16 protein-coding genes are annotated in these 19,743 nt (G+C 66.0%); 6 read left to right on the plus strand and 10 right to left on the minus strand.

Annotated features, from left to right (window positions below):
- Positions 1-11 precede the first annotated feature (11 nt).
- The 10 genes from AC07PQ_RS02080 to tagH all read right to left on the minus strand — a co-directional run bounded on the left by AC07PQ_RS02080 (position 12) and on the right by tagH (position 14,678).
- Positions 12-1,199 carry an ABC transporter permease gene (locus tag AC07PQ_RS02080; RefSeq protein WP_493184597.1) on the minus strand — a complete coding sequence of 396 codons (1,188 nt, stop codon included), beginning with the start codon at positions 1,197-1,199 and terminating at the stop codon, positions 12-14.
- Positions 1,199-1,915 carry an ABC transporter ATP-binding protein gene (locus AC07PQ_RS02085; RefSeq protein ID WP_493184596.1) on the minus strand — a complete coding sequence of 239 codons (717 nt, stop codon included), beginning with the start codon at positions 1,913-1,915 and terminating at the stop codon, positions 1,199-1,201. Before AC07PQ_RS02085 ends, AC07PQ_RS02080 begins: the two co-directional genes overlap by 1 nt.
- Entirely contained in the window at positions 1,915-4,983 is a 3,069-nt protein-coding gene (locus tag AC07PQ_RS02090) for a serine/threonine-protein kinase (protein ID WP_493184864.1), read from the minus strand. The genes AC07PQ_RS02085 and AC07PQ_RS02090 overlap by 1 nt, the downstream gene beginning before the upstream one ends.
- Positions 4,984-5,011: 28 nt before the next feature.
- A complete protein-coding gene (locus AC07PQ_RS02095; RefSeq protein WP_007930444.1) occupies positions 5,012-5,737 on the minus strand; it encodes a PP2C family protein-serine/threonine phosphatase in 726 nt (241 codons plus the stop codon).
- A 34-nt stretch (positions 5,738-5,771) separates the two neighbouring features.
- Positions 5,772-6,464 (minus strand): type VI secretion system-associated protein TagF, encoded by a 693-nt coding sequence (gene tagF / locus AC07PQ_RS02100; protein ID WP_493184595.1) that lies wholly within the window; start codon positions 6,462-6,464, stop codon positions 5,772-5,774.
- Positions 6,461-9,973 (minus strand): type VI secretion system membrane subunit TssM, encoded by a 3,513-nt coding sequence (gene tssM / locus AC07PQ_RS02105; RefSeq protein WP_493184594.1) that lies wholly within the window; start codon positions 9,971-9,973, stop codon positions 6,461-6,463. Before tssM ends, tagF begins: the two co-directional genes overlap by 4 nt.
- Positions 9,970-11,337, minus strand: coding sequence for a DotU family type VI secretion system protein (locus tag AC07PQ_RS02110; RefSeq protein ID WP_007930440.1), 1,368 nt, complete (start codon positions 11,335-11,337; stop codon positions 9,970-9,972). Before AC07PQ_RS02110 ends, tssM begins: the two co-directional genes overlap by 4 nt.
- 6 nt (positions 11,338-11,343) lie before the next feature.
- A complete protein-coding gene (gene tssK, locus AC07PQ_RS02115) occupies positions 11,344-12,678 on the minus strand; it encodes a type VI secretion system baseplate subunit TssK (RefSeq protein WP_493184593.1) in 1,335 nt (444 codons plus the stop codon).
- A 21-nt stretch (positions 12,679-12,699) separates the two neighbouring features.
- Positions 12,700-13,170, minus strand: a complete 471-nt coding sequence (gene tssJ / locus AC07PQ_RS02120) for a type VI secretion system lipoprotein TssJ (RefSeq protein WP_493184592.1) — start codon at positions 13,168-13,170, stop codon at positions 12,700-12,702.
- 107 nt (positions 13,171-13,277) lie between these two features.
- Positions 13,278-14,678, minus strand: a complete 1,401-nt coding sequence (gene tagH, locus AC07PQ_RS02125; protein ID WP_493184591.1) for a type VI secretion system-associated FHA domain protein TagH — start codon at positions 14,676-14,678, stop codon at positions 13,278-13,280.
- A gap of 379 nt (positions 14,679-15,057) precedes the next feature.
- Between tagH and tssA the strand changes: the two genes are divergently transcribed.
- The 6 genes from tssA to AC07PQ_RS02155 all read left to right on the plus strand — a co-directional run bounded on the left by tssA (position 15,058) and on the right by AC07PQ_RS02155 (position 19,703).
- A complete protein-coding gene (gene tssA, locus AC07PQ_RS02130; protein ID WP_007930432.1) occupies positions 15,058-16,080 on the plus strand; it encodes a type VI secretion system protein TssA in 1,023 nt (340 codons plus the stop codon).
- A gap of 65 nt (positions 16,081-16,145) precedes the next feature.
- The gene (gene tssB / locus AC07PQ_RS02135; RefSeq protein WP_087092181.1) at positions 16,146-16,661 is read left to right on the plus strand and encodes a type VI secretion system contractile sheath small subunit; all 516 of its coding nucleotides are present in this window, start codon (positions 16,146-16,148) and stop codon (positions 16,659-16,661) included.
- 15 nt (positions 16,662-16,676) lie between these two features.
- Positions 16,677-18,170 carry a type VI secretion system contractile sheath large subunit gene (tssC, locus tag AC07PQ_RS02140; protein ID WP_007923459.1) on the plus strand — a complete coding sequence of 498 codons (1,494 nt, stop codon included), beginning with the start codon at positions 16,677-16,679 and terminating at the stop codon, positions 18,168-18,170.
- A 97-nt stretch (positions 18,171-18,267) separates the two neighbouring features.
- Positions 18,268-18,756 carry an Hcp family type VI secretion system effector gene (locus tag AC07PQ_RS02145; protein ID WP_007923461.1) on the plus strand — a complete coding sequence of 163 codons (489 nt, stop codon included), beginning with the start codon at positions 18,268-18,270 and terminating at the stop codon, positions 18,754-18,756.
- Between the two features lie 75 nt (positions 18,757-18,831).
- Positions 18,832-19,263: a type VI secretion system amidase effector protein Tae4 gene (locus tag AC07PQ_RS02150; protein WP_037005248.1), complete on the plus strand. Its 432-nt coding sequence runs from the start codon at positions 18,832-18,834 to the stop codon at positions 19,261-19,263.
- The gene (locus tag AC07PQ_RS02155; protein WP_493184590.1) at positions 19,260-19,703 is read left to right on the plus strand and encodes a hypothetical protein; all 444 of its coding nucleotides are present in this window, start codon (positions 19,260-19,262) and stop codon (positions 19,701-19,703) included. Before AC07PQ_RS02150 ends, AC07PQ_RS02155 begins: the two co-directional genes overlap by 4 nt.
- The last annotated feature ends 40 nt before the right edge of the window (positions 19,704-19,743 follow it).

Below are 19,743 nucleotides of genomic sequence, written 5' to 3' on the forward strand. Positions count from 1 at the left end.
CCCTCAGCCAGTTACACATCGCGCAGCCCTTCCGATGCTTCGATCCGCGCCGCGCGCCAGCCACCGGAGGCCGCCGCCAGCAGGCAGCAGAGCAGCGTCAGCAGCAGGGCCAGCAGGTAGTGGACCGGCAGCAGCCGGCAGGCGAACTCCCCCGTCGCCGGTGCGAACAGCCGGTTCAGCCCGGTTTCGGCCATGCCGTACAAGCCCCAGGCCAGCAGCAGGCCGAACACCCCGGTGTACAGCGCCTGCAGTACGACGAAGGCGATCAGGGCGCCGGTCGAAAAACCCAGCAGGCGCAACACCGACAAGGCCCTGCGCTTGCGCTCGACGGTGGCCAGGGCGCTGGCGGTCATGGCCGCGAAGGCCCCGGCCAGGGCCAGGCTGGCGATGACCCAGAACACCAGGGTCAGGTTGTGGCTGAGGGAGCGCACCTGGGCGATGACGCCGGCCTGGGTCGCGACTTCCAGCTGGCGCTCGGCGAAATACCGGCGCAGGCGCTCCACGCCGTCCAGGTCCGCGGCGTAGAGACGGAACCCCGGATACACCCGCGCCGTGTTCGCTTGTGGCTCGTACCCAGGCCAGGCCTGACCGTCGCGGTAGTCTTCGGCGGCCTCCAGCAGGGCCAGGGGCGCGAACAGCGCATCACGCGGGAAGGCCGCGAGTGGCAAGACCCCCTGCACCCGCAGGCGGGTGCGCTGGTATTCCTGGCGCCCGCCGACCTGACGGCCGAACGCGGCGCTCAGCACGTCGCCGCCCTGGACCCCGAGTTTCTCCGCCGCCCGCTGGCTGAGCAGTACCTGGTCCGGCGCCTGGGGCAGCAGCGCGGGCGCCACCAGCGGGTCGCCCGCGGCGGTGGGGATCATCTCGACCGTCAACGCCTGGCCGGCCGAGTCCGGGTAGAGGTCAGCGGTTGCGGCGATCTGTCGGGTACGCGGCACGACGAAGGCAACCTCGGGACGCGCGGCCAGTTCGGCGATGGCCTGGGCGCTGAAGCGCCCGCCGCCCATGGGCACCACTTCCCGCACCGCGGGGTCGCGCTCCAGGCGTTCGGTCAGGGTGGTGACCAGGCCGAACTTGAGGCCGAACAGCACCAGCAAGGGCGCGAGCACGGCGACCAGGGCCAAAACCGCGCAAACCGACAGGCGCACCTCGGCGCGGTAGTCGTGCCAGGCCAGCAGGGCCATCAGGGCAAGCCGCATCAGCCACCTCCCGCCAGGGTCGCGGTGACCCCGCCATCCGCGCCGCGCTGCACCTGCAAGGGATGCAGCTGCAGCCCGACGCGCCGGGCCAGCGCCTCGTCATGGGTGGCGACCAGGATGCACACGCCGCGCTCCTCGGCCTGGGCCACCAGCAGTTGCATGACCCGTTCGGCGTTCAGCGGGTCCAGCGAGGCGGTGGGCTCGTCCGCCAGCACGATGCTCGGCCCATGGGCCAGGGCCCGGGCGATGCTCACCCGCTGGCGCTGGCCCACGGACAGTGCCGCCGGCAGCTTGTGCAACTGGTCGGCAATTTCCAGCTGTTCGGCCAGGCGCCAGACCGTGGCATCGGCCGGCAGGCCGAGCAGCGCCCGTGACAAGCCGATGTTGCGCTGCACGTCGAGAAACCCCAGCAACCCGCCCGTCTGCAGCACATAGCCCATGACCCGGCTGCGCAGCCCGGCCAGCACATCCTGGCGGCCGCTGCGCCAGAGCCCGGCGACATCCAGCGTACGGTCGTCGGCGCGGCATTCGAAAACGCCGCCCGGGTCCGGGGACAGCACCAGGGCCAGCAGGTCCAGCAGGGTGCTCTTGCCGCTGCCGCTGGGACCTACCAGGGCCAGGCGCTGGCCCGGCCGCAGGTCGAGTTGGGGCACCACCAGGCTGTAGCGCTGTGGTCCCTCGCCGCGGGTCTTGCGGATATCCCTGAGCTTGAGCATCAGGGCAGCGTCGCCAGGGGCACGCGATACAGGGCATCGCCCGGCTGGGCCTCGCCGAAGCGGACCCAGTTGGCGCTGTCGTTGTGGAAGGTCTCGTACAGGCGGATCTTCGACTCCAGTTCGTCGATGAAGTCCTGCTGCTCGGCCACGCTCAGGGACAGCCAGAGGTCCTGGGTCATGGTCAGCGATTTGCTGCGATACGGCAGGCCGTCCAGGTACTCGCCGAGGATGCCGCCTTCGACCAGGTTGCCGCCCTGCTTCAACCGCGTCGGGTCGCGGCTCATGTGGGCGCTGGCGCTGGCGATTTCCTGGAAGAAATCCTTGGGCGAGGTCTGGGTACGGCGGGCCGCGTCGACGATCAGTTTCAGCGACTGCTGCAGGTCGTTGAGTTGCAGCTTGGTCAGCAGCACGCAGACCTGGAAGGCCGGCAGCGAGGGGTTGGTCAGGTCATGGTCGGAGGTCCAGGCGGTGATCAGCTGCGGTGCACGGACCGCCGACTGGCGACCGAGAAAGTCCATTTGCATGGCGTAGCCGATGGCCGTGGCCTTGCTCGCGACGCTCGGTGCCCCCTGTGGCGGCGGCAGGCTCGGCAGCTGGTTGTTGCGCGCCTGATGCACCTGTTCGGCGAATACCGAGCCGATCTCGGCGACCGTATCGCCGAAGCGACCGACATCGCCGCCCGCCACCGGAATGTACAGGTCGCCGATCTGCGGGTTGGCGTCGGCCGTCAGGCTGCGGTACTGCTGCTCGGCGAAGTCATGGTTTTTCCGACCGGCCTCGGTGCGCAAGTGCAGCGCATAGAGCTTGATCCGTTTACTGAGGGCGGCTTCGCGCACCTCGGCTTCGTTCATCTGGGTGTGCCCCAGCGGATCGTTCTTGCGCAGGGCGCCAGCATCGGTGACCAGCAGGATCAGCCGCCCGGCATAGGGACTCCAGTCCATGCCCTCGACCGCCGCCATCACACCGGCGAAGGCATCCTCATTGAAGGCGTGGCTGGACACCTGGGCGGCCTTGACCTGGCCAGCCAGCTCGAGGAAGCGCTGTGGATCGCGGCCCTGCTCCAGGCTCACCAGGGTTTGCGCCACATATTCCAGGCCCGGGGTTTTCTCGACATTGCTGCGAAACCCCACCAGGCCGAAGCTGACGCTGTCCAGGTCGCCACGGCTGGCGATCTGCCGATGCAACGCCTGCACCACCTGGCGCACCCGGTCGATGTAGGGCTGCATCGACACCGAGGTGTCGACCACCAGCACGATCGCCGTGCGGAAGGCATCGCTGGCGGCCTTGGCCGCTCCCCCGGCCTTGCCCAGGGACGTATTGCCGGGGTCGATGGAGGCCACGTTGAGCAGTTGCACCGGCTGACCGTCGGCATCGAAACTCTCGCGGGCCTCGAAAATCGGCAGCAGGTAGAACTGGTCCTGGGGAATGGCGCTGGCCACAGGCTCCAGCGCGACGATCTGCGGGTCCACGCTGCCTTCGTTCTGCGCCTTGTGCAGGGCCGCGCGGGCCTGGGCCGTGTCCGCCAGGAACCGTTCGAGGGTGCTTGCTTCGCGCAGGAACATGACCGGCGAACGACCGGAGCGCTCGGTGAATTTCAGCACCAGGCTCTGCTTCCAGTCGCTGACCTGCTCGGCCAGCAACCAGCCATCGCGCTGGCCATCGCTGGCGGCACCGACCTCCAGCCAGGTGCCACCCGCCACCGCCTGGCGCTTATAGACATACAGCACCGAGAACGCCGGCAGCGCGGCACCGCTGGGCGCCGCTCCCGGCTGGCTGGATACCTGTGCGCCGGGCTTGCTCAGCACGCGCTGGAACAGGGTTTTCTTGCCCGGCATCAGCAGCGGCCGGTCGCCGCCGTCGGCGTTCGTCGTCAGCGGCGGTTGCGCTGCGCTGGCCGTCTTGGCGGGCGAGTCCTGCACCCCGCCGCCAGCCGGCGTTTTCTTGGCCTCGACCTGACCGTTTTCCGGTTCCGCCGGCGGCGCCGAGCGCAGCCACCAGTAGCCCCCGCCAGCCAGGGCCAGTGCGCCGACCACCGCCACACCGAGCAGCGCCAGCAACGGCCCGCGCGACCCGGCCGGCGGCTCCGCACCGAGGCTTGCGGCCTGTTCGGATCTGGCCGTGGCGGCTGGCTCAGGCTCTGGCGCAGCGAGCGGCGGCATGTCCAGGGAAACCGGCGTCATCCCGCCCAGGCCGGTCGTCGCGGATTGGCCGGCGGCCGCCGCGGCGGGCAACGGCAATGGGCGGATCTGCGTCGCCTCGGCATCGGCCGGCCCGGCGGGCGGCAGGTTGTCCAGCGCGGCGATCAGGGCATCGGCATCGGCAAAACGCTCGGCCGGGTCCTTGGCCAGCAGCTTGCGCAGAATCCCCTGGTAACGGCCGTGGGTCATGGGCAGTTCGGGCAGCGGCTCGGTCAAGTGGGCCAGGGCCGTGGACAGCGAGTCGCTGCCGGTATAGGGCAGCTTGCCGGTGAGTATCTCGTAGAGCACCACCCCCAGGGCGTAGAGATCGGTGCGCCCGTCGATCTGCTGGCCGCGGGCCTGTTCAGGACTCATGTAGCTGGGTGTGCCCACGGCGAAACCGGCCTGGGTGAACTGGGTGCTGTCCTCCAGGGACTTGGCGATGCCGAAGTCCGAGAGCACCGCCGAACCGTTGGCGCGGAACAGGATATTGGCCGGCTTGACGTCCCGGTGCACCAGCCCCTGGGCATGGGCATACCCCAGGGCCAGGGCGATCTGGCGCAGGTAGACCAGGCCCTGCTGCGGGCTGAGCCCCTCGGCGATCCGTTCCTTCAGCGTCCCGTTCGGCAGGTACTCCATGGCCATGTAATAGAAGTGGCCGGCATTGCCGATGTCGTAAATGGTCACGGTGTGCGGGTGGGAGAGCCGCGCCAGGGTCTTGCCCTCGCGCAGGAAGCGCTCGCAGAAGCTGCGGTCGGCGGCCAGCGCGGCGGCCATGACCTTGAGCGCCACCTTGCGCTCCAGCGAGCGCTGGGTCGCCAGGTAGACCGTGGCCATGGCGCCCTCGCCCAGCTCGCGCTCGATCCCATAGCCGGGAATGTCCATGTCCATGCTCGAGCGTTCTTCGGCTGATGCGTTTTCAGTGGGCATTGACGACTACCGCCGTGATGTTGTCGGGAGCGCCCCGGGTCAGCCCCAGGTGCACCAGGCTGCGGACCACCTCATAGGGGCTCGCGTTGCCCAGCACCTCGCGCAGTTCATGGTCCTCGACGGTCTTGGTCAGCCCGTCGCTGCACAGCAGGAAGCTGTCGCCGGGACGCACCTCCAGGTCCACGGCCGAGAGTTCCAGCCGGTCCTGGGTGCCCACGGCGCGGGTGACGATGTTGGCCATGGGGTGCTCCCGCGCCTCGTCCTCGCTGAGCAGCCTGCTGTCCAGCAACTCCTGGACATAACTGTGGTCGTGGCTGATGACCTCCAGCTGGCCCTCGCGCAGGCGATACAGGCGGCTGTCGCCGGCCCACAGGCAGGTGGCCTTGTCTGCTCGGGCGGCCAGCAGCACCAGGGTGCTGCCCATGATGCCGACACCGCGCTGCGCGGTTTCCTGGCGAACCGCCGCGTTGGCCTGCTCCAGCCCCGCCCGCAACGCCTGGACATAGGCCGCCAAGGAGGGCTCGGGCGGGATGGCGCGCAGCGTATCGACGATCAGGCTGCTGACGAAATCGCCCGCCGTATACCCGCCCATGCCGTCGGCCACCACCCAGAGGCCGGCTTGCACCGCATCCAGGCAAGCGTCCTCGTTGACCTGACGCACCATGCCGACATGGCTGTGACTGGCGGATTCGTAACGCGTTACGGCTGACGACATGCCCTGGCTCCCGAAATGTCCCTAATTTCCAAAATCAGCTCCCGAAATCGAACTGCGCGGTTTGCGCAAGCGCCGCGTAGCCGCCCTCGCCCAGCAGAAAACCGCTGAAGTCCTGCGCCGCCGGCAACCCCTGGCAACGCAGCAGGCCAGCGGCGACCCGCCCGGAGCCCTTGCCCCACCAGAGGCTCGCGCCCTCGCAGGCGTGCTGCATCAGCACCGCCCCGCGCGCCGCCGCAGTCGTGGCGGCGAAGCGCACCTGCCCCTGCTGCGCCTGCATGCCCGGCACCTGGGTGCTACAGACCGGGCTACCGAGAGCCGGTACCGCGGCCTCGAAGGCCTCGACAGCGGCCTCGGGCTCCAGGGTCGAGAGCAACAGGACCTCGGCGGCCTCGAACCAGTCATCCGGGCCGGCCACCAGCGCGCCCAGATCGGTATCGGCCTCCAGCAGCAGCGCGATGGTCAGCGGGAAGTAGCGCCCGACCCGGTCGACGCTGGGCATCATCACCCCCACCGCCGCCTCGCTGCCGAGCAGGCCCGGCGCCACGGCAAAGCGCCACAGCGGGCTGACCAGGTAGGCGTCCAGCCAGGCCGCCCCCAGCGCCGCCTGGCTGCTGGCCATGCCAGCGGAGAGCCAGGCATCCCAGCGCTCGATAAAGGTCGGCGACAGGCCGCGGTGGATGAAATCCCCGCGGCCGGCCAGCTTGCCGTAGAAACCCGGGCTGCTCACAAGCGCTCCGGCAGGCTGAAGCCGGACACCAGCCGACCCTTGAACGGGTTGAACGCGCTGCTGGCGCGCAGTTCGCAGGAGATGCTCGCAGTGTCGACGCGCATCCGCAGGGTAAAGCGGTCCGGGGCATTGCCCTGGGTCAGGTCGGACTGCTCCAGCAAGCGAAACCAGGCCCAGGGTCCCTCCAGGGTCAGTCCCGAACGACCGGCGCTGGTGGGCGGCGTGACGGACAGGCGCACCACCCCCAGGCTGTTGGGGCTGGGCCATTGCATCGCCATCGGCCGGCTGGGGCCATGGTCGTAGCTGAGCTGCTGGCCGTCCAGATCGAGCAGGAACTGGCTGATGGAGGCGTCCATGGCCACGGGCTTGAGCTCGAAGCGTACCGCCGGCTGGGTGCCTCCGGCGCGGAAGTAGGCATCGCGAATGGCCGCGGCGCGTTGGAAGGTTTGCAGCACGCCCGGGCCGATGCCGAGTTTTTCCGCGGCGCCCGGCTGCCAGCGCCAGTTGCTGGTCGAGGTGTTGACGTAGGGTTGCAGGTACTTGCGAAAGTAGTTGTCCATCACCCCGCCCACGCCGAAGAAGTTGCCGAAGTCCTCCAGGGTGGCCTCCCGCGAACTGGAGTTGACCATGGGGTAACGGCCGGCCAGGGACTGGCGGTAGACATTCACCACCTCACTGATCCAGGCCGCGTTGAGTTGGGTGCGGATGCTGCCCATCATGCTGCTGGTGGTGGCGCTGACCACCGAGTTGACCAGCTTCTGCACCAGTGGCGGCTGACGTTCGGCGCCGAGCTTGACCCGTGATGCCGTGGCCACCGCCTGGTTCTTCGCCTCGCCCAGCAGGGCCTCGCCGCTGGCGCCGCTCATGGCGCTGACCTGCACATAAAGCTCATTGAGCTGGGCCAGCAGATCGTCGATCGGCGCTGGCCCATCCCCATGGCTGGTCACCAGGCTATTGAGCTCGGCGAAGCGCGCGGTGATGGGATCGACCTGCGAGGTTGCCGAGGAATCTTCCTGGGCCGCTTGGCCGACCAGCGAGCCGAGCTGCTGCTTGAGTTTATCCACGGTGCCGTCGGCAGCCTTGAGCTTCTCGGCCAGCAGGCGATCTTCTTGTTGCAGGTTGGTTTCCCTGGCCACCGCATCGAGCAGTTTCTTCAGTGGCGAGTTTGGCCCGGAGAGCACCCGCAGCACATCGGCGGCCTGGGCGATGCCGTTGATCGCGACGAAATCGAGATCGCCGAGCAGTGTTTCCCATTGGTTGAGGAAATCCTGGAAGTACAGGGCCCGCACCTCCAGGGCCAGGCTGGCGACATCCTGGTTGTCGTTCAATGGCCGGCCGAGTACCCATTGTTCCTCGGCCAGGGCGCCGGACTGGCTGAGGCTGGCGACCATGAACGCCTGACGGTAGCCACGGTAGGTATAGAAACCGGATAACGGATCGCTCAGCGGCTTGCCGCTCTTGCGCGTGAACACCAGGGCGGCGTCACGCCCGGCCGCTTCGCTGAGGCGAAAATCCGCTACGCCCTCGGGCAGCTTCTGGCGTTTCACCCGGCTGTAGACCCGCTGCGCCACAGACATCTGTTGCAACTGCCGACGCAGGTCGGCCAGCAGTTCCTCATCCAGCCTCGCCGGCGGTGGCTTGTGGGCGAACAGCGCATTGAGATGCTCGGCCAGGGCCAGGCGCTGTTCCGGGGCCAGGTCGCGCGGCAGGCTGTGGTCCCAGTCGAGGTTGATCCAGGTCTTGATGGCATCGGCGTCATAGTGCTCGGCGCTGGCCAGCATCAGGTAGACCTTGAGGCCTTCGTAGAGAAACTCGGTGTTGCCGCCGCTGCGCAACTGCTCCTCGATGCGGGTCAGCAGACGCGGCGCCAGCACCGCGATCAGCAGCTTGCGGTACACGCTGGCGGCTTCGGCGCCGAGCATGTCGCCCTGGAACAGGCCATAGCCTTCGGCCCAGGACAGCGAATTGTCGGCGACATGGCGAACGGCGTTGAGCAGCGGCAGCACGGCCAATACCTCACGCTGCGCCGGGCTGAGGGATTCGACCTGCCCCTTGAGCGGCGCCAGGCGCGCGTCCACCTCGGCGATATAGGCCTGGTTGGCGCGGTAGCTGGCGACCCAGATGGCCGTCACCGCAAGCAAGACCACGGCACTGGCGGCGAGTACGCCACGATTGATCCAGCGATGCCGGCGCTCGACCTTGGGGTTACTGCCGACCAGGCCGCGCTCGCCGAAGGCGACATCGCGGAACAGGCGGGTGATGAAGTAACTGCGGCCTGTGCCGGTCTGGCGCGCCAGGTGCTGGCGATCCAGGTTCATGCTTTGCGCCATGCTGCCGATCAGACGGTCGATGGGGCTGCCTTCCTGGGTGCCGCTGGTGAAGTACAGCCCGCGCAACAGCGCCCGCTCTTCATAGGGATTGGGCTTGAATACCCCCTCGAGGAAGGACGACAGGTTGTGACGCAACGCCGCGAACTGCTGGATGAAGCCGTAGATCAGATCGCGTCGGTTGGGGTCGCGCTCCTGTTGCAGGCGCTCGACCAAGCGCTCGGTAAGACGCGCCTCGAGGGCGGTGAATTCCTCGTCGAAACGGGCCAGCGGGCCTTGGGGACTCTTGCCATCGTCCAGGGCAAAGGTGACGCCCCAGACCTGCGCGCGCTCTTCCTTGCTCAGCGCGTCGAAGAACTCCATGAACCCCGGCACCAGGTCGAACTTGGTGAGCATCACGTAGATCGGGAAGCGCACACCGAGCTGGCCATACAGCTCCTGTACCCGCGTGCGGATGGCCCGGGCATGGGCGCTGCGCTCGGCCTCGCTGCCCAATAGCAGGTCGGACAGGCTGATGGCGACGAAGACGCCATCGATCGGCCGGCGCTTGCGCTGGTTCTTCAACAGGTCGAGAAAGCCCAGCCAGGCCGCCTTGTCCACCGCCGCATGGCTGTCCTGGGTGGTGTAGCGCCCGGCGGTGTCCAGCAGCACCGCTTCGTCGGTGAACCACCAGTCGCAGTTGCGCGTACCGCCGACTCCGCGGATCGCCCCACTGCCCATCTGTTCGGCCAGCGGAAAGTGCATCCCGGAATTGACCAGCGCGGTGGTCTTGCCCGAGCCCGGCGGGCCGATGATCACGTACCAGGGCAGCTCGTAAAGGTTGCGCCGCTCGTTACCGCCGAGCTTGCTGCGCTTGAGCAATTGCAGCGCTTCGTCCATGCGTTGCTTGAGGGTCGCCAGCTCTTCGGCGGTGGCGACGCTGGCCGCATCCGGCGCCACCGCTGCCAGGCCCTGCATGACCTTGGCGGCGTTGCGCCGGGCCTGGACGATGCGCAATACGCGCACACCGATCCAGGCCAGGAACAACAGGCCGATCAGCGCCCAGCGTACGGCCGCCGGGGCCAGGGGTTCATAGGCAGCGACGATGATCAGCGGACCGAGGAACCAGATCACCAGGCTCAGGGCGAGCAGGCCGAGCAGCGGCACCACCCAGCGCACCAGAAAATTGATAAAGGCCTTCACTGGTTGCCCTCCGCTAGCACGGTGATCTCCACGCGCCTGTTCCTGGCGCGTCCGGCGGCGCTGTCATTGGAGGCGACCGGTTCCGCGTCGCTGCGCCCTTCGGCGGTGAAGCGCTCGGGTTGCCCGCTGCGGGCGGCGAGGATCTCCATCACTTGCTGCGCGCGATCCTGCGACAGCTTCCAGTTCGAGGGGTAGCGCAAGGTGGCGATCGGTCGGTTATCGCTGTGCCCGGTGACCTGCACCGTGCCCTTGATCTGGCGCAGGGCATCGGCGACGCGCAGCAGCAAGGGCTGCAACTGTTCGGAAATGCTCGCGCTGCCCGAGGCGAACAACTCGTCGCCACGAATGGTCACCACCGAGCGATCCAGTGCATCCTCCACGGCAACGCGCTGGGCCTTGATGTCCTCGGCGAGGAAGCGCGCCAGGCGTGGGCGTTCGATCAACCTGGGCTGCTGCGGTGGACGGTCGATGGTTTGCACCGGGATCTCGCCCAGGGCGTGGATATTGCGAAACACCGGCTCGGCGTCGGCCGCCAGCTTCAGGCGCAAACCGAACAGCAGCAGCAACAGCACGGCCAGGCAAATGGCCACGCCAACCCAGGGCGGCAGGAACTGCGACAAGCGATCGCGCACCACGCTGAGCCCCCTCCAATGCGGCGACAGCTCGCGCTCGAATTCGCCGCGCACGCTGCGAATGGTCGCGCTGGTGCGTTCGCGCAAGGCTTCCAGCTGGCTGCGGCCGTCATTCATGACCCGGTAACGGCCCTCGAAGCCCAGGCAGATACAGAGGTACAGCAGCTCGAGAATGTGCAGGCGCTGCTGCGGGTTCTGCAGACAGTGTTCGAGCAGCTGGAAGACTTTTTCGCCGCCCCAGGCTTCGTTGTGCAGGGTGATCAGCAGGCTCTGCTTGCCCCAGTCGCTGGTACTGCCCCAGGGGGTGCTGAGTACCGCTTCGTCCAGCGCGGTACAGAGCACATAACGGCTGAGCATCACCTCATCCTGGGCGACGCCGGCGGCGCGCGCCTGCTCCTCGAACTGGCGCAGGTAGGCCAGCAACTGGGCGCGCAGGCTGGCCGGTTGCGGGTGAGCGAGGGTGCTGCGCAAGCGGGCCAGCAGCGCCAGTATCGGGCCGGCCGCCCGCTCCAGCGGGTTGAGGCCCTGGGCCAGGCTGCTCGCCACCGGTGCGCCCGGCATCGCAATGTGCGGATCGGCGGCGCTGGCGCCATCCTTCCTTGGGGCAGAGGCATCGACGGAGCGCCCGCCAGGCCGCGGCATGATCAGGGTATGGTCGTTGCCGCCCGGCGAGGCGCCGCCTGAAGTGCCGCCTATGCCAGAGCTGCCGAAGGGATCATCGATCGGGTGCATGACGAACTATCCTCGAATGGCCCAGAAGGCCAGGTTCAGGCCCGGGAACTGGCCGGCAATGTGAAAGGCGAAGCCCCCTGAGTGGGCCAGCTGTTTCCAGTGTTCGCTGCCACGGTCCAGTTCGAAATAGCTCGAACCGGCGTGATAGGGAATCTGCCGCGGCGCCACGGGCATGGACAGCAAGGCGATGCCGGGCAACTGCAGATTGACCAGGTCGCGGATGTGTTCCACCGAGCCGATCTTGGCCTGCTGGGGGAAATGCGTGCGCAGGGTTTCGGCCGGCACCTCGGCACGCACCACCAGGACGAAGCTGGCCATCTCCAGCAAGCTCTTGTCGGCCAGCATCGCCACATGCACGCCGTAGGATTTCTCGACGATCGGAATCGGCGTGGCGCGGGTATCGATGACCATCGACAAGGCTTGCCGCAGGTCATGCATCACCGGGGCGAAGCTGCTCGCCAGGTCGTCGTGGGCATAGGCCGGGTAGTCGCTGGGGCGACGCCCGGCAGCGGAAAAGGTGGCGAACTCCCCCGCCATGCAGACCGCCTCGCGATAGAAGTCCTGCGGGTGCAAGGGACTCAACCGGGCCAGGTGGCTGAGCAAGGGCTCGGCGCGATTGACCAGTTGCAGCAGCAGAAAGTCGGCGATCTCCGAGGCGCCGCCGGCCCCCGAGGCCACCACCCGACCGGCCAGGGCCTCGCCGCGCTGGTGCAACAACCCTTGCAGCTCGCTGCGAAAGGCCGCCAGCACGCTGGAGGCGGCCACATCGAGCAGCGGCGCAATATAGTCCTCGTCCAGTTGCACGGCATTGTCCGCGCGTTTTTCCAGCACCCGGAGCAAACCGAGGCAGGCATATTCGCCGAGGCCGTCGCGCTCGGTCAGCAGGCGCAGGGCTTTGCCGCCGATCGCCAGCGATGCCCGGCTCTCGAAGGCGGCGTTGTCATCGCGCACCTCACGCACCTGGCTGATATAGCGCGCACCGCCCGGAGCTTCGCCCTCCCCCACGGTGTCGCGGCTGCCGGCACGCTTGAGCGGCAAACCCAGGAAGACCTGCGCATCGCGCAGGTTGTCGTTGACGTTCAATGGCGGCGGCGGCAGATCGTCGCCGGGAATGTCGAAAGGCGTGCCATCGGGTAGCACCCCGCGCGCGCTGACAATCGCCACCTTGCCCTGGCCGAGCAGGGACTCGTCGATGCGCAGCTCGGAGAACCCCCAGCCCCCGGCGCTCAACGGGCGGCAACGGCCATCGATCAGGGCTTCCATGTAGCGGTCATGCTGCTGGAGATGCTGCGGCCGCAGAAACATTCCTTCGGACCACACCACACGGTTATTCCAGGACATGGACTGGCTTCCTCGACAGGACTAATTCGCAGGTTTCGTGGCGGCCGCGCTGATCGCCCTGGCTGTCAGGGAAACCGTCAATGGCGTGGTTGCATGGCTCGGGATATTGACCACCTGGCGCCACACGGCGCTGTCCAGTTCACGGTAGGACACCACCAGGCCGAGCAAACGGCTCTGCTCGTCGAGCGTGCGCTCCAGGGTCAGCCTTTGACCCGGCTGGACCAGTAATTCGTCCTGCGCCACCAGGTCCGCGGACAAGGTCGTGCCGGTGGCATTCACCAGGGAGAAATAGTCGGCGCGACTGAAAGCTCCACCGCTCTTCAACTCATACAAACGCACCCGCACCGGCGTCGCCTGGCCGCCCGCCGAAAGATTCAGATCGGCAGCGGCCTGGATATGCATGACAACGACAGTAGGCGCAGCGGGCGGCGGCGGGCTCGAAGCACAGGCCGTCAGCAGTAGTACTGTTGCGAACAACAAGAACTTTGGCATGTCGTCCTCCATGACGTTTATTATTCCAAATCGAAACTACCGATCGCCAAACAAGATCAACTCACTATTTAATAGCCATTGGCCTTTATCCAACTAACCGATGGCGCTCATCCTTTTCGCAACTTGGTATTTTGTTCCTCATAGGCACGACTGAATTCGCGCCCGAACAAATCCTCGAAATCATCTTCGGCCTCCCTGGAAATGCTCGCATAGAGTTCCGTGAACAACTCCCAGTATTGCGCTTGACGTCTACCGGGCAGCAAAGCGCCAATAGCCGAAGGTTGACTTAAACGCGCTTCCAGTACCGCGGGCTGAAAACGCTTGAGCAGGTGTTGGATCGAGGCTTGTACGCCCGCCATGACGGCCAGTTGATGCGCTTTCAGGTCGTCGAAGCTTTCCTTGATCGCCTGGTCGGCCGGCATGAAGGCCTGGTTGCCGGAACGCAGCAATAACAACAGCGCCTCATCGACATTGGGGGCGAATTTGAGGGGGTTGTTCTCCACCGGGCGGATCATGGTCTGGGCCATGCGGAACTCACCCTTGAGGCTGGCACGGGCGCGCAGCACCTCGATCAACCCCTCGACCATATGCCGGTAGCTGCGGCCGATGGCCTCCATTTGCGCGCGGGTTTCTCCTCTGTCGATACGCAATGGCTCGAGCCCCGCGCCCCTGAGAAAGGCTTCCAGCACCTCTTCCTTGTCGCCCCCGCTTGCCGGCGCCGGAGGCGCAACCGCGGCCCGTTGCACGGCCGGTTCGGGTGCGCTGCCGGCAATATTCTCCGATGCCGCTGGCAATGGTTGCGGCTGTGCTTGCTCAGGGGGCGGCGTCACCGGCGCCGGGCCCGCCCTCAGTTCGGTGAAAGGGTCCCAATCCGCCGGAATCGCCGGTGCCGCGCCGGTTTCGCTGGCCGCAGGGGCACTCGGGCGTTGTGGCTCAGGCGGGCGAAAATCATGGCGTTCGGGCGGCACGTGGTCGGCCAGGGCCGGAGGGGGGACGGCCGGGGACGCGAGAAAATCGAACAGGTCAGGCTTGGTGTCCAGGGGCGAACCGCCCGCATGGATCTGCACCCTGGCGGGGGGCGCCGCCGCTGCGCCGGGCATCTCGCCGGGCGCCTGGCGCTTGATCAGCGCATCGAAGCCGGTAAAGGGATCGCTCATCCCGGGCGTGCCGTTGGCGATCTGTGGGGCGCCGTTGATCTGCACCAGGATGTCGTACTCGCCGACGCGCAGCAGTTCGCCGTCGCGCAAGGGTTCGCTGTTGCCACGGTGCATGCGCACGCCGGCATTCACCAGCTGTACGCCATTGGTGCTGGTGTCGGTCAGGTAGTAGGTGCCGTCACGCAGTTGAATGACGCAATGCTGGCCGGACACCAGGCGCTCCGGGTCTGGAAGTATCCAGTCGTTCTCGGGGTTGCGACCGATTTTCAGCTCACCGCGATCAAGCTCGAACTCCGCGCGTTGGCCGGGGGTCAGCTTGTGATAACTGGTGATTGTCAAACGCAGCGGCATTGGAACTCCTTGTACGGTATTGCTCAATAACAACAGCTCGGGCATGCCAGCGAGTGCAAAGCGAGTATAGCCCCCTAAAAGATTTCCGTGCCCTCAAAGTTCCTGCGCTTATATTCGCTTTTTCAAATAAGCCCTATAACAAAAGAAACTAAAAAAACCACCGCCGACCACCTATCTTCAAACATCACAGTGTTCCCCACTGGTCGGAGAGTTTCTTGACAATAATTGAACTGGGCTAAAACTTCAGGTCAATTGTTGAATTCAGAAATGACGCCAGAAAGTGTCTCTGGATAGAACACTCATCCGCAGGAAAAGGGATTTAGTCGTGCGCTCACCCTGACCGGGCGCCGATTGCCGGGCCGATATGGAGATCACGTCCGTGGTGGATGTACAGCGCTTGTTGGAAACCATTTCCCCCGACTCCCCCTGTGGCGGCGACCTCGAGTACGACGCCGCCTTTCTCGAGCTTGAGCGCGCGGCGCAAGGCCAACCCGAACGGCAGATGGGCGATGCCGTGTTACCCGCCGCACCGCCGGAATGGCGCCAGGTCCGCGACCTCTGCATCGAGCTGTTCACGCGCAGCAAAGACCTGCGCATCGCCAACTACTTCCTGCAAAGCGCCATTGCCCTGCACGGCTTGCCCGGCCTGGTGCAAGGGTTACAGCTGATCCAGCAGCTGCTCGCGCAGTATTGGGACGACCTGCATCCCAAGCTGGATGCAGAGGACGGCAATGACCCCACTTTTCGGATCAACGCCCTCGCCGGCCTCAACGCCGAGCCGGTCATTCACCTGCTCTGGGGCATGCCGCTGATCAGCTCGCGGGCATTTGGCAGTGTCGGCCTGCGGGCCGCGCTGAATGCCGCGGGCTTGCAGCGCTTCGCCAGTGAAAGCCTCAGCCCGGACCAGCTCGGCGCGGCCTTTCAGGACTGCGCGGGCGAACAGCTCGAGGCCTGCCGCGCCGCCCTGAACGATGCCCATGGCACGCTGTTGACCATAGAGCGCGAGGTCAACGAACGGGTCGGCTCCACCCACGGCGCGGACCTGGGCACGATCAAGCAACTGCTTCGGCATGCCGTGCAAATCATCGCCGAGCACGCCCCTCAGCCAGACGCTCCCGGCGCTGTCGCGCAGGCCGGCGAGCCTGTCGATGCCGCCATGTCCTCGGCCCCCGGCGCCGCCGCGCCGCGTATCGCCGGCGAGATCGGCAGCCGTGACGATGTGCTGCGCAGCCTCGACCGGATCCTCGGTTATTACGCCAGGCACGAGCCCTCAAGCCCGGTGCCGGTGCTCCTGAGCCGCGCCAAGAGACTGGTCAGCGCCGATTTCGCCACCATCGTGAGCAACCTGATTCCGGACGGCTTTTCCCAGTTCGAAAAATTGCGCGGGCCCGAGGGTGAATAGTCCGAGTGAAAACGCTTTAACCGATGCCCATCCAACACAGCCGCATAGGCAGCGCAGGAGGAAAAATGGCTAACACCAGCAGCCAGAAATTCATCGCCCGTAACCGTGCTCCCCGGGTGCAGATCGAGTACGACGTAGAGCTTTACGGTGCGGAGAAGAAGGTGCAGTTGCCCTTCGTCATGGGGGTGATGGCCGACCTTGTCGGCAAGCCTGCCGAGCCGCTGCCGGCGGTGGCCGACCGCAAGTTCCTGGAGATCGATGTCGACAACTTCGACTCGCGGCTCAAGGCGATGAAACCGCGGGTGGCGTTCAACGTGCCCAATGCCCTGACCGGGGAAGGCAACCTGAGCCTGGACATCACGTTCGAGAGCATGGACGACTTCAGCCCTGCCGCGGTGGCGCGCAAGGTCGATGCCCTCAACCAACTGCTCGAAGCCCGCACCCAGCTGGCCAACCTGCTGACCTACATGGACGGCAAGACCGGCGCCGAGGACATGATCATGAAGGTGATCAAGGACCCGGCGCTGTTGCAGGCGTTGGCCAGTGCGCCGAAACCGACCGAACCCGAGCCGCAAGCCTGACAGAGGACGCAGACCATGGCCGACTTGATGAAAGACCCGCAGGCCCAGGCAGACGCCGCGACCGCACCGAGCGACTTCGCCGCCTTGCTCCTGCAAGAGTTCAAACCCAAGACCGAGCACGCCCGCGAGGCGGTGGAAAGCGCCGTGCGCACCCTGGCCGAACAGGCCCTGAGCAAGACCGAGCTGATCTCCAACGACGCGATCAAATCCATCGAATCGATCATCGCCGCGATCGATGCCAAGCTCACCGCGCAGGTCAACCTGATCATGCATCACGCCGACTTCCAGCAACTGGAAAGCGCCTGGCGCGGCTTGAGCTACCTGGTCAACAACACGGAAACCGACGATCAGCTGAAGATCCGCGTGATGAGCATCGCCAAGGGCGACCTGCACAAGACCCTGAAGAAGTTCAAGGGCACCGCCTGGGACCAGAGCCCGATCTTCAAGAAAATGTACGAAGAGGAATACGGCCAGTTCGGCGGCGAGCCGTTCGGCTGCCTGGTGGGCGATTACTACTTCGACCAGTCGTCGCCGGACGTCGAGCTGCTCGGCGAACTGGCCAAGGTCTGCGCGGCGATGCATGCGCCCTTCATCAGCGCGGCCTCGCCGACGGTGATGGGCATGGGCTCCTGGCAGGAGCTGTCCAACCCGCGCGACCTGACCAAGATCTTCACCACGCCGGAATACGCTGCCTGGCGTTCGCTGCGCGACTCCGAGGACTCGCGCTACATCGGCCTGACCATGCCGCGTTTCCTCGCCCGCCTGCCCTACGGCGCCAAGACCGACCCGGTGGACGCCTTCGCCTTCGAAGAGGAAACCAACGGCGCCGACAGTTCCAAGTACACCTGGGCCAACTCGGCCTATGCCATGGCGGCGAACATCAACCGCTCGTTCAAGCTCTATGGCTGGTGCTCGCGGATTCGCGGCGTGGAGTCCGGCGGCGAGGTGCCGAACCTGCCGACGCACACCTTCCCGACCGACGACGGTGGGGTGGACATGAAGTGCCCGACCGAAATCGCCATCGCCGATCGGCGCGAGGCGGAGCTGGCGAAGAACGGTTTCATGCCGCTGCTGCACAAGAAGAACACCGACCTCGCCGCCTTCATCGGCGCCCAGTCGCTGCAGAAGCCGGCCGAGTATGACGACCCCGACGCCACCGCCAACGCCAACCTGGCGGCGCGCCTGCCCTACCTGTTCGCCACCTGCCGCTTCGCCCATTACCTGAAGTGCATCGTTCGCGACAAGATCGGCTCGTTCAAGGAAAAGGACGACATGCAGCGCTGGCTGCAAAACTGGATTCTCAATTACGTGGACGGCGACCCGGCCCACTCCACCGAAACCACCAAGGCGCAGCACCCCTTGGCCGCGGCGGAGGTGGTGGTCGAGGAGATCGAGGGCAACCCCGGTTACTACAGCTCCAAGTTCTACCTGCGCCCGCACTACCAGCTCGAAGGGCTCACGGTATCGCTGCGGCTGGTATCCAAACTTCCATCCGCCAAGGCGGTTTGATTCATCTCAGGAGGCATTCGTCGTGGTGGCGGGTGCCCTGTGACGCAGCGTGGCGAATCACTGGCACACAGTGGTGCAAACCACTTAAGGAGGCATGATGGCTGTTGATATGTTTATCAAGATCGGCGACGTCAAGGGCGAGTCCCAGGACAAGAACCACAAGGAGGAGATCGACGTGCTCTCCTGGAGCTGGGCCATGGCGCAGGCCGGCAACATGCATGTGGGCGGTGGCGGCGGTGCCGGCAAGGTCAATATCCACGACCTGACGTTGACCAAGTGGGTGGATAAATCCTCCCCCAACCTGATGATGGCCTGCTCCAGCGGCAAGCATTACGACGAGGCCAAGCTGACGGTGCGCAAGGCCGGCGGCGACGATCCGGTCGAGTACCTGACTATCACCCTCAAGGAGGTCCTGGTGTCCTCGATCGGCACCGGCGGCAGCGGCGGCGCGGATCGCCTGACCGAAAACATCGCGCTGAATTTCGGCCAGGTGCTGGTCGACTACCAACCGCAGAAGCAGGACGGTTCCAAGGACGGCGGCCCGGTCAAGTACGGCTGGAATATCCGCCAAAACGTCAAGGTGTGACGCCAGCCACCCTGCAGCCCTGCCGCAGGGTGCTCGGCTTGTACCAGGGGCCACGGCGCAACAGGAGGTTCGATGATGGCCAGACCCGCGTTCATCAATCTGTGGAACAACTACCCGGCTGAAAGCCAGCCTTGCGATGGCGGTTGGGAAAATCAGTGCGCGATCCGCCTGAGCATTACGCTCAACGCCGAGCGAAGCATCCTCGTGGATGGCCACACCTATTCGGAACCGCGCTGCAGCCACGGCCACGCCCGCGGTGCCGAGTCGCTGGCGAACTGGCTGTGGCGCCAGCATCTGGGCCGGCCCAGCATCTTTACCGATGCGGCCAAGGCCAAGCTGCAGCTCAATGAGAAGAACGGGATCATTTTTTTCAAGGATTGCTTTACCCGCAGTGGCGAGAGTCGCGCGGCCGGCGACCATATCGACCTGTGGAGCCGCGGTTTCACCAAGACCTACGACGACCCGGCCAACCACTCCGCCCAGGTGTGGTTCTGGGAGCTGTCATGAGTCGGCACCTGCTTCGCCTTATCGTCGCGGGCCTGGCGGGTTTGATGTTGCCCGCCTGCGCGCAGAACCCGGCCGATAACGCCATCCAGGCGCGCTTCCTGGCCCGGGATCTGCTGCTGGAAGAGCGCAATGGCAACTGTCGCTTGCTGGTCCCGCAGCAACCCGGTATCGACCTGAGCCTGAAATGGCCTTGCCAGTTCCACCGTGACCCCAGCGGCACGCTGCGCACCAAGCAGGTGGGTACGCGCCAGGTGATATTGGTGGAAAGCAGCGAGCAACTGCCCTCGCCCAGTCGGGATTGCCGTACCGAGATCCAGGCGATACGCAGCGGCTCCGGTCAGACTCTGGAAGCCTCGTCGGCGGTGAGTCGGGTGACGGCCTGCCCGCCCTTCCAGTGGGATGAGAAAATGTTTATCGGCTTGTTCGAACCCGACGTTTGACCGCACGCCAGGGCTCGGCTCGAAGCCTGCGAACCAGGAG

This window comes from Pseudomonas sp. GW821-FHT09E12 (assembly GCF_059416085.1).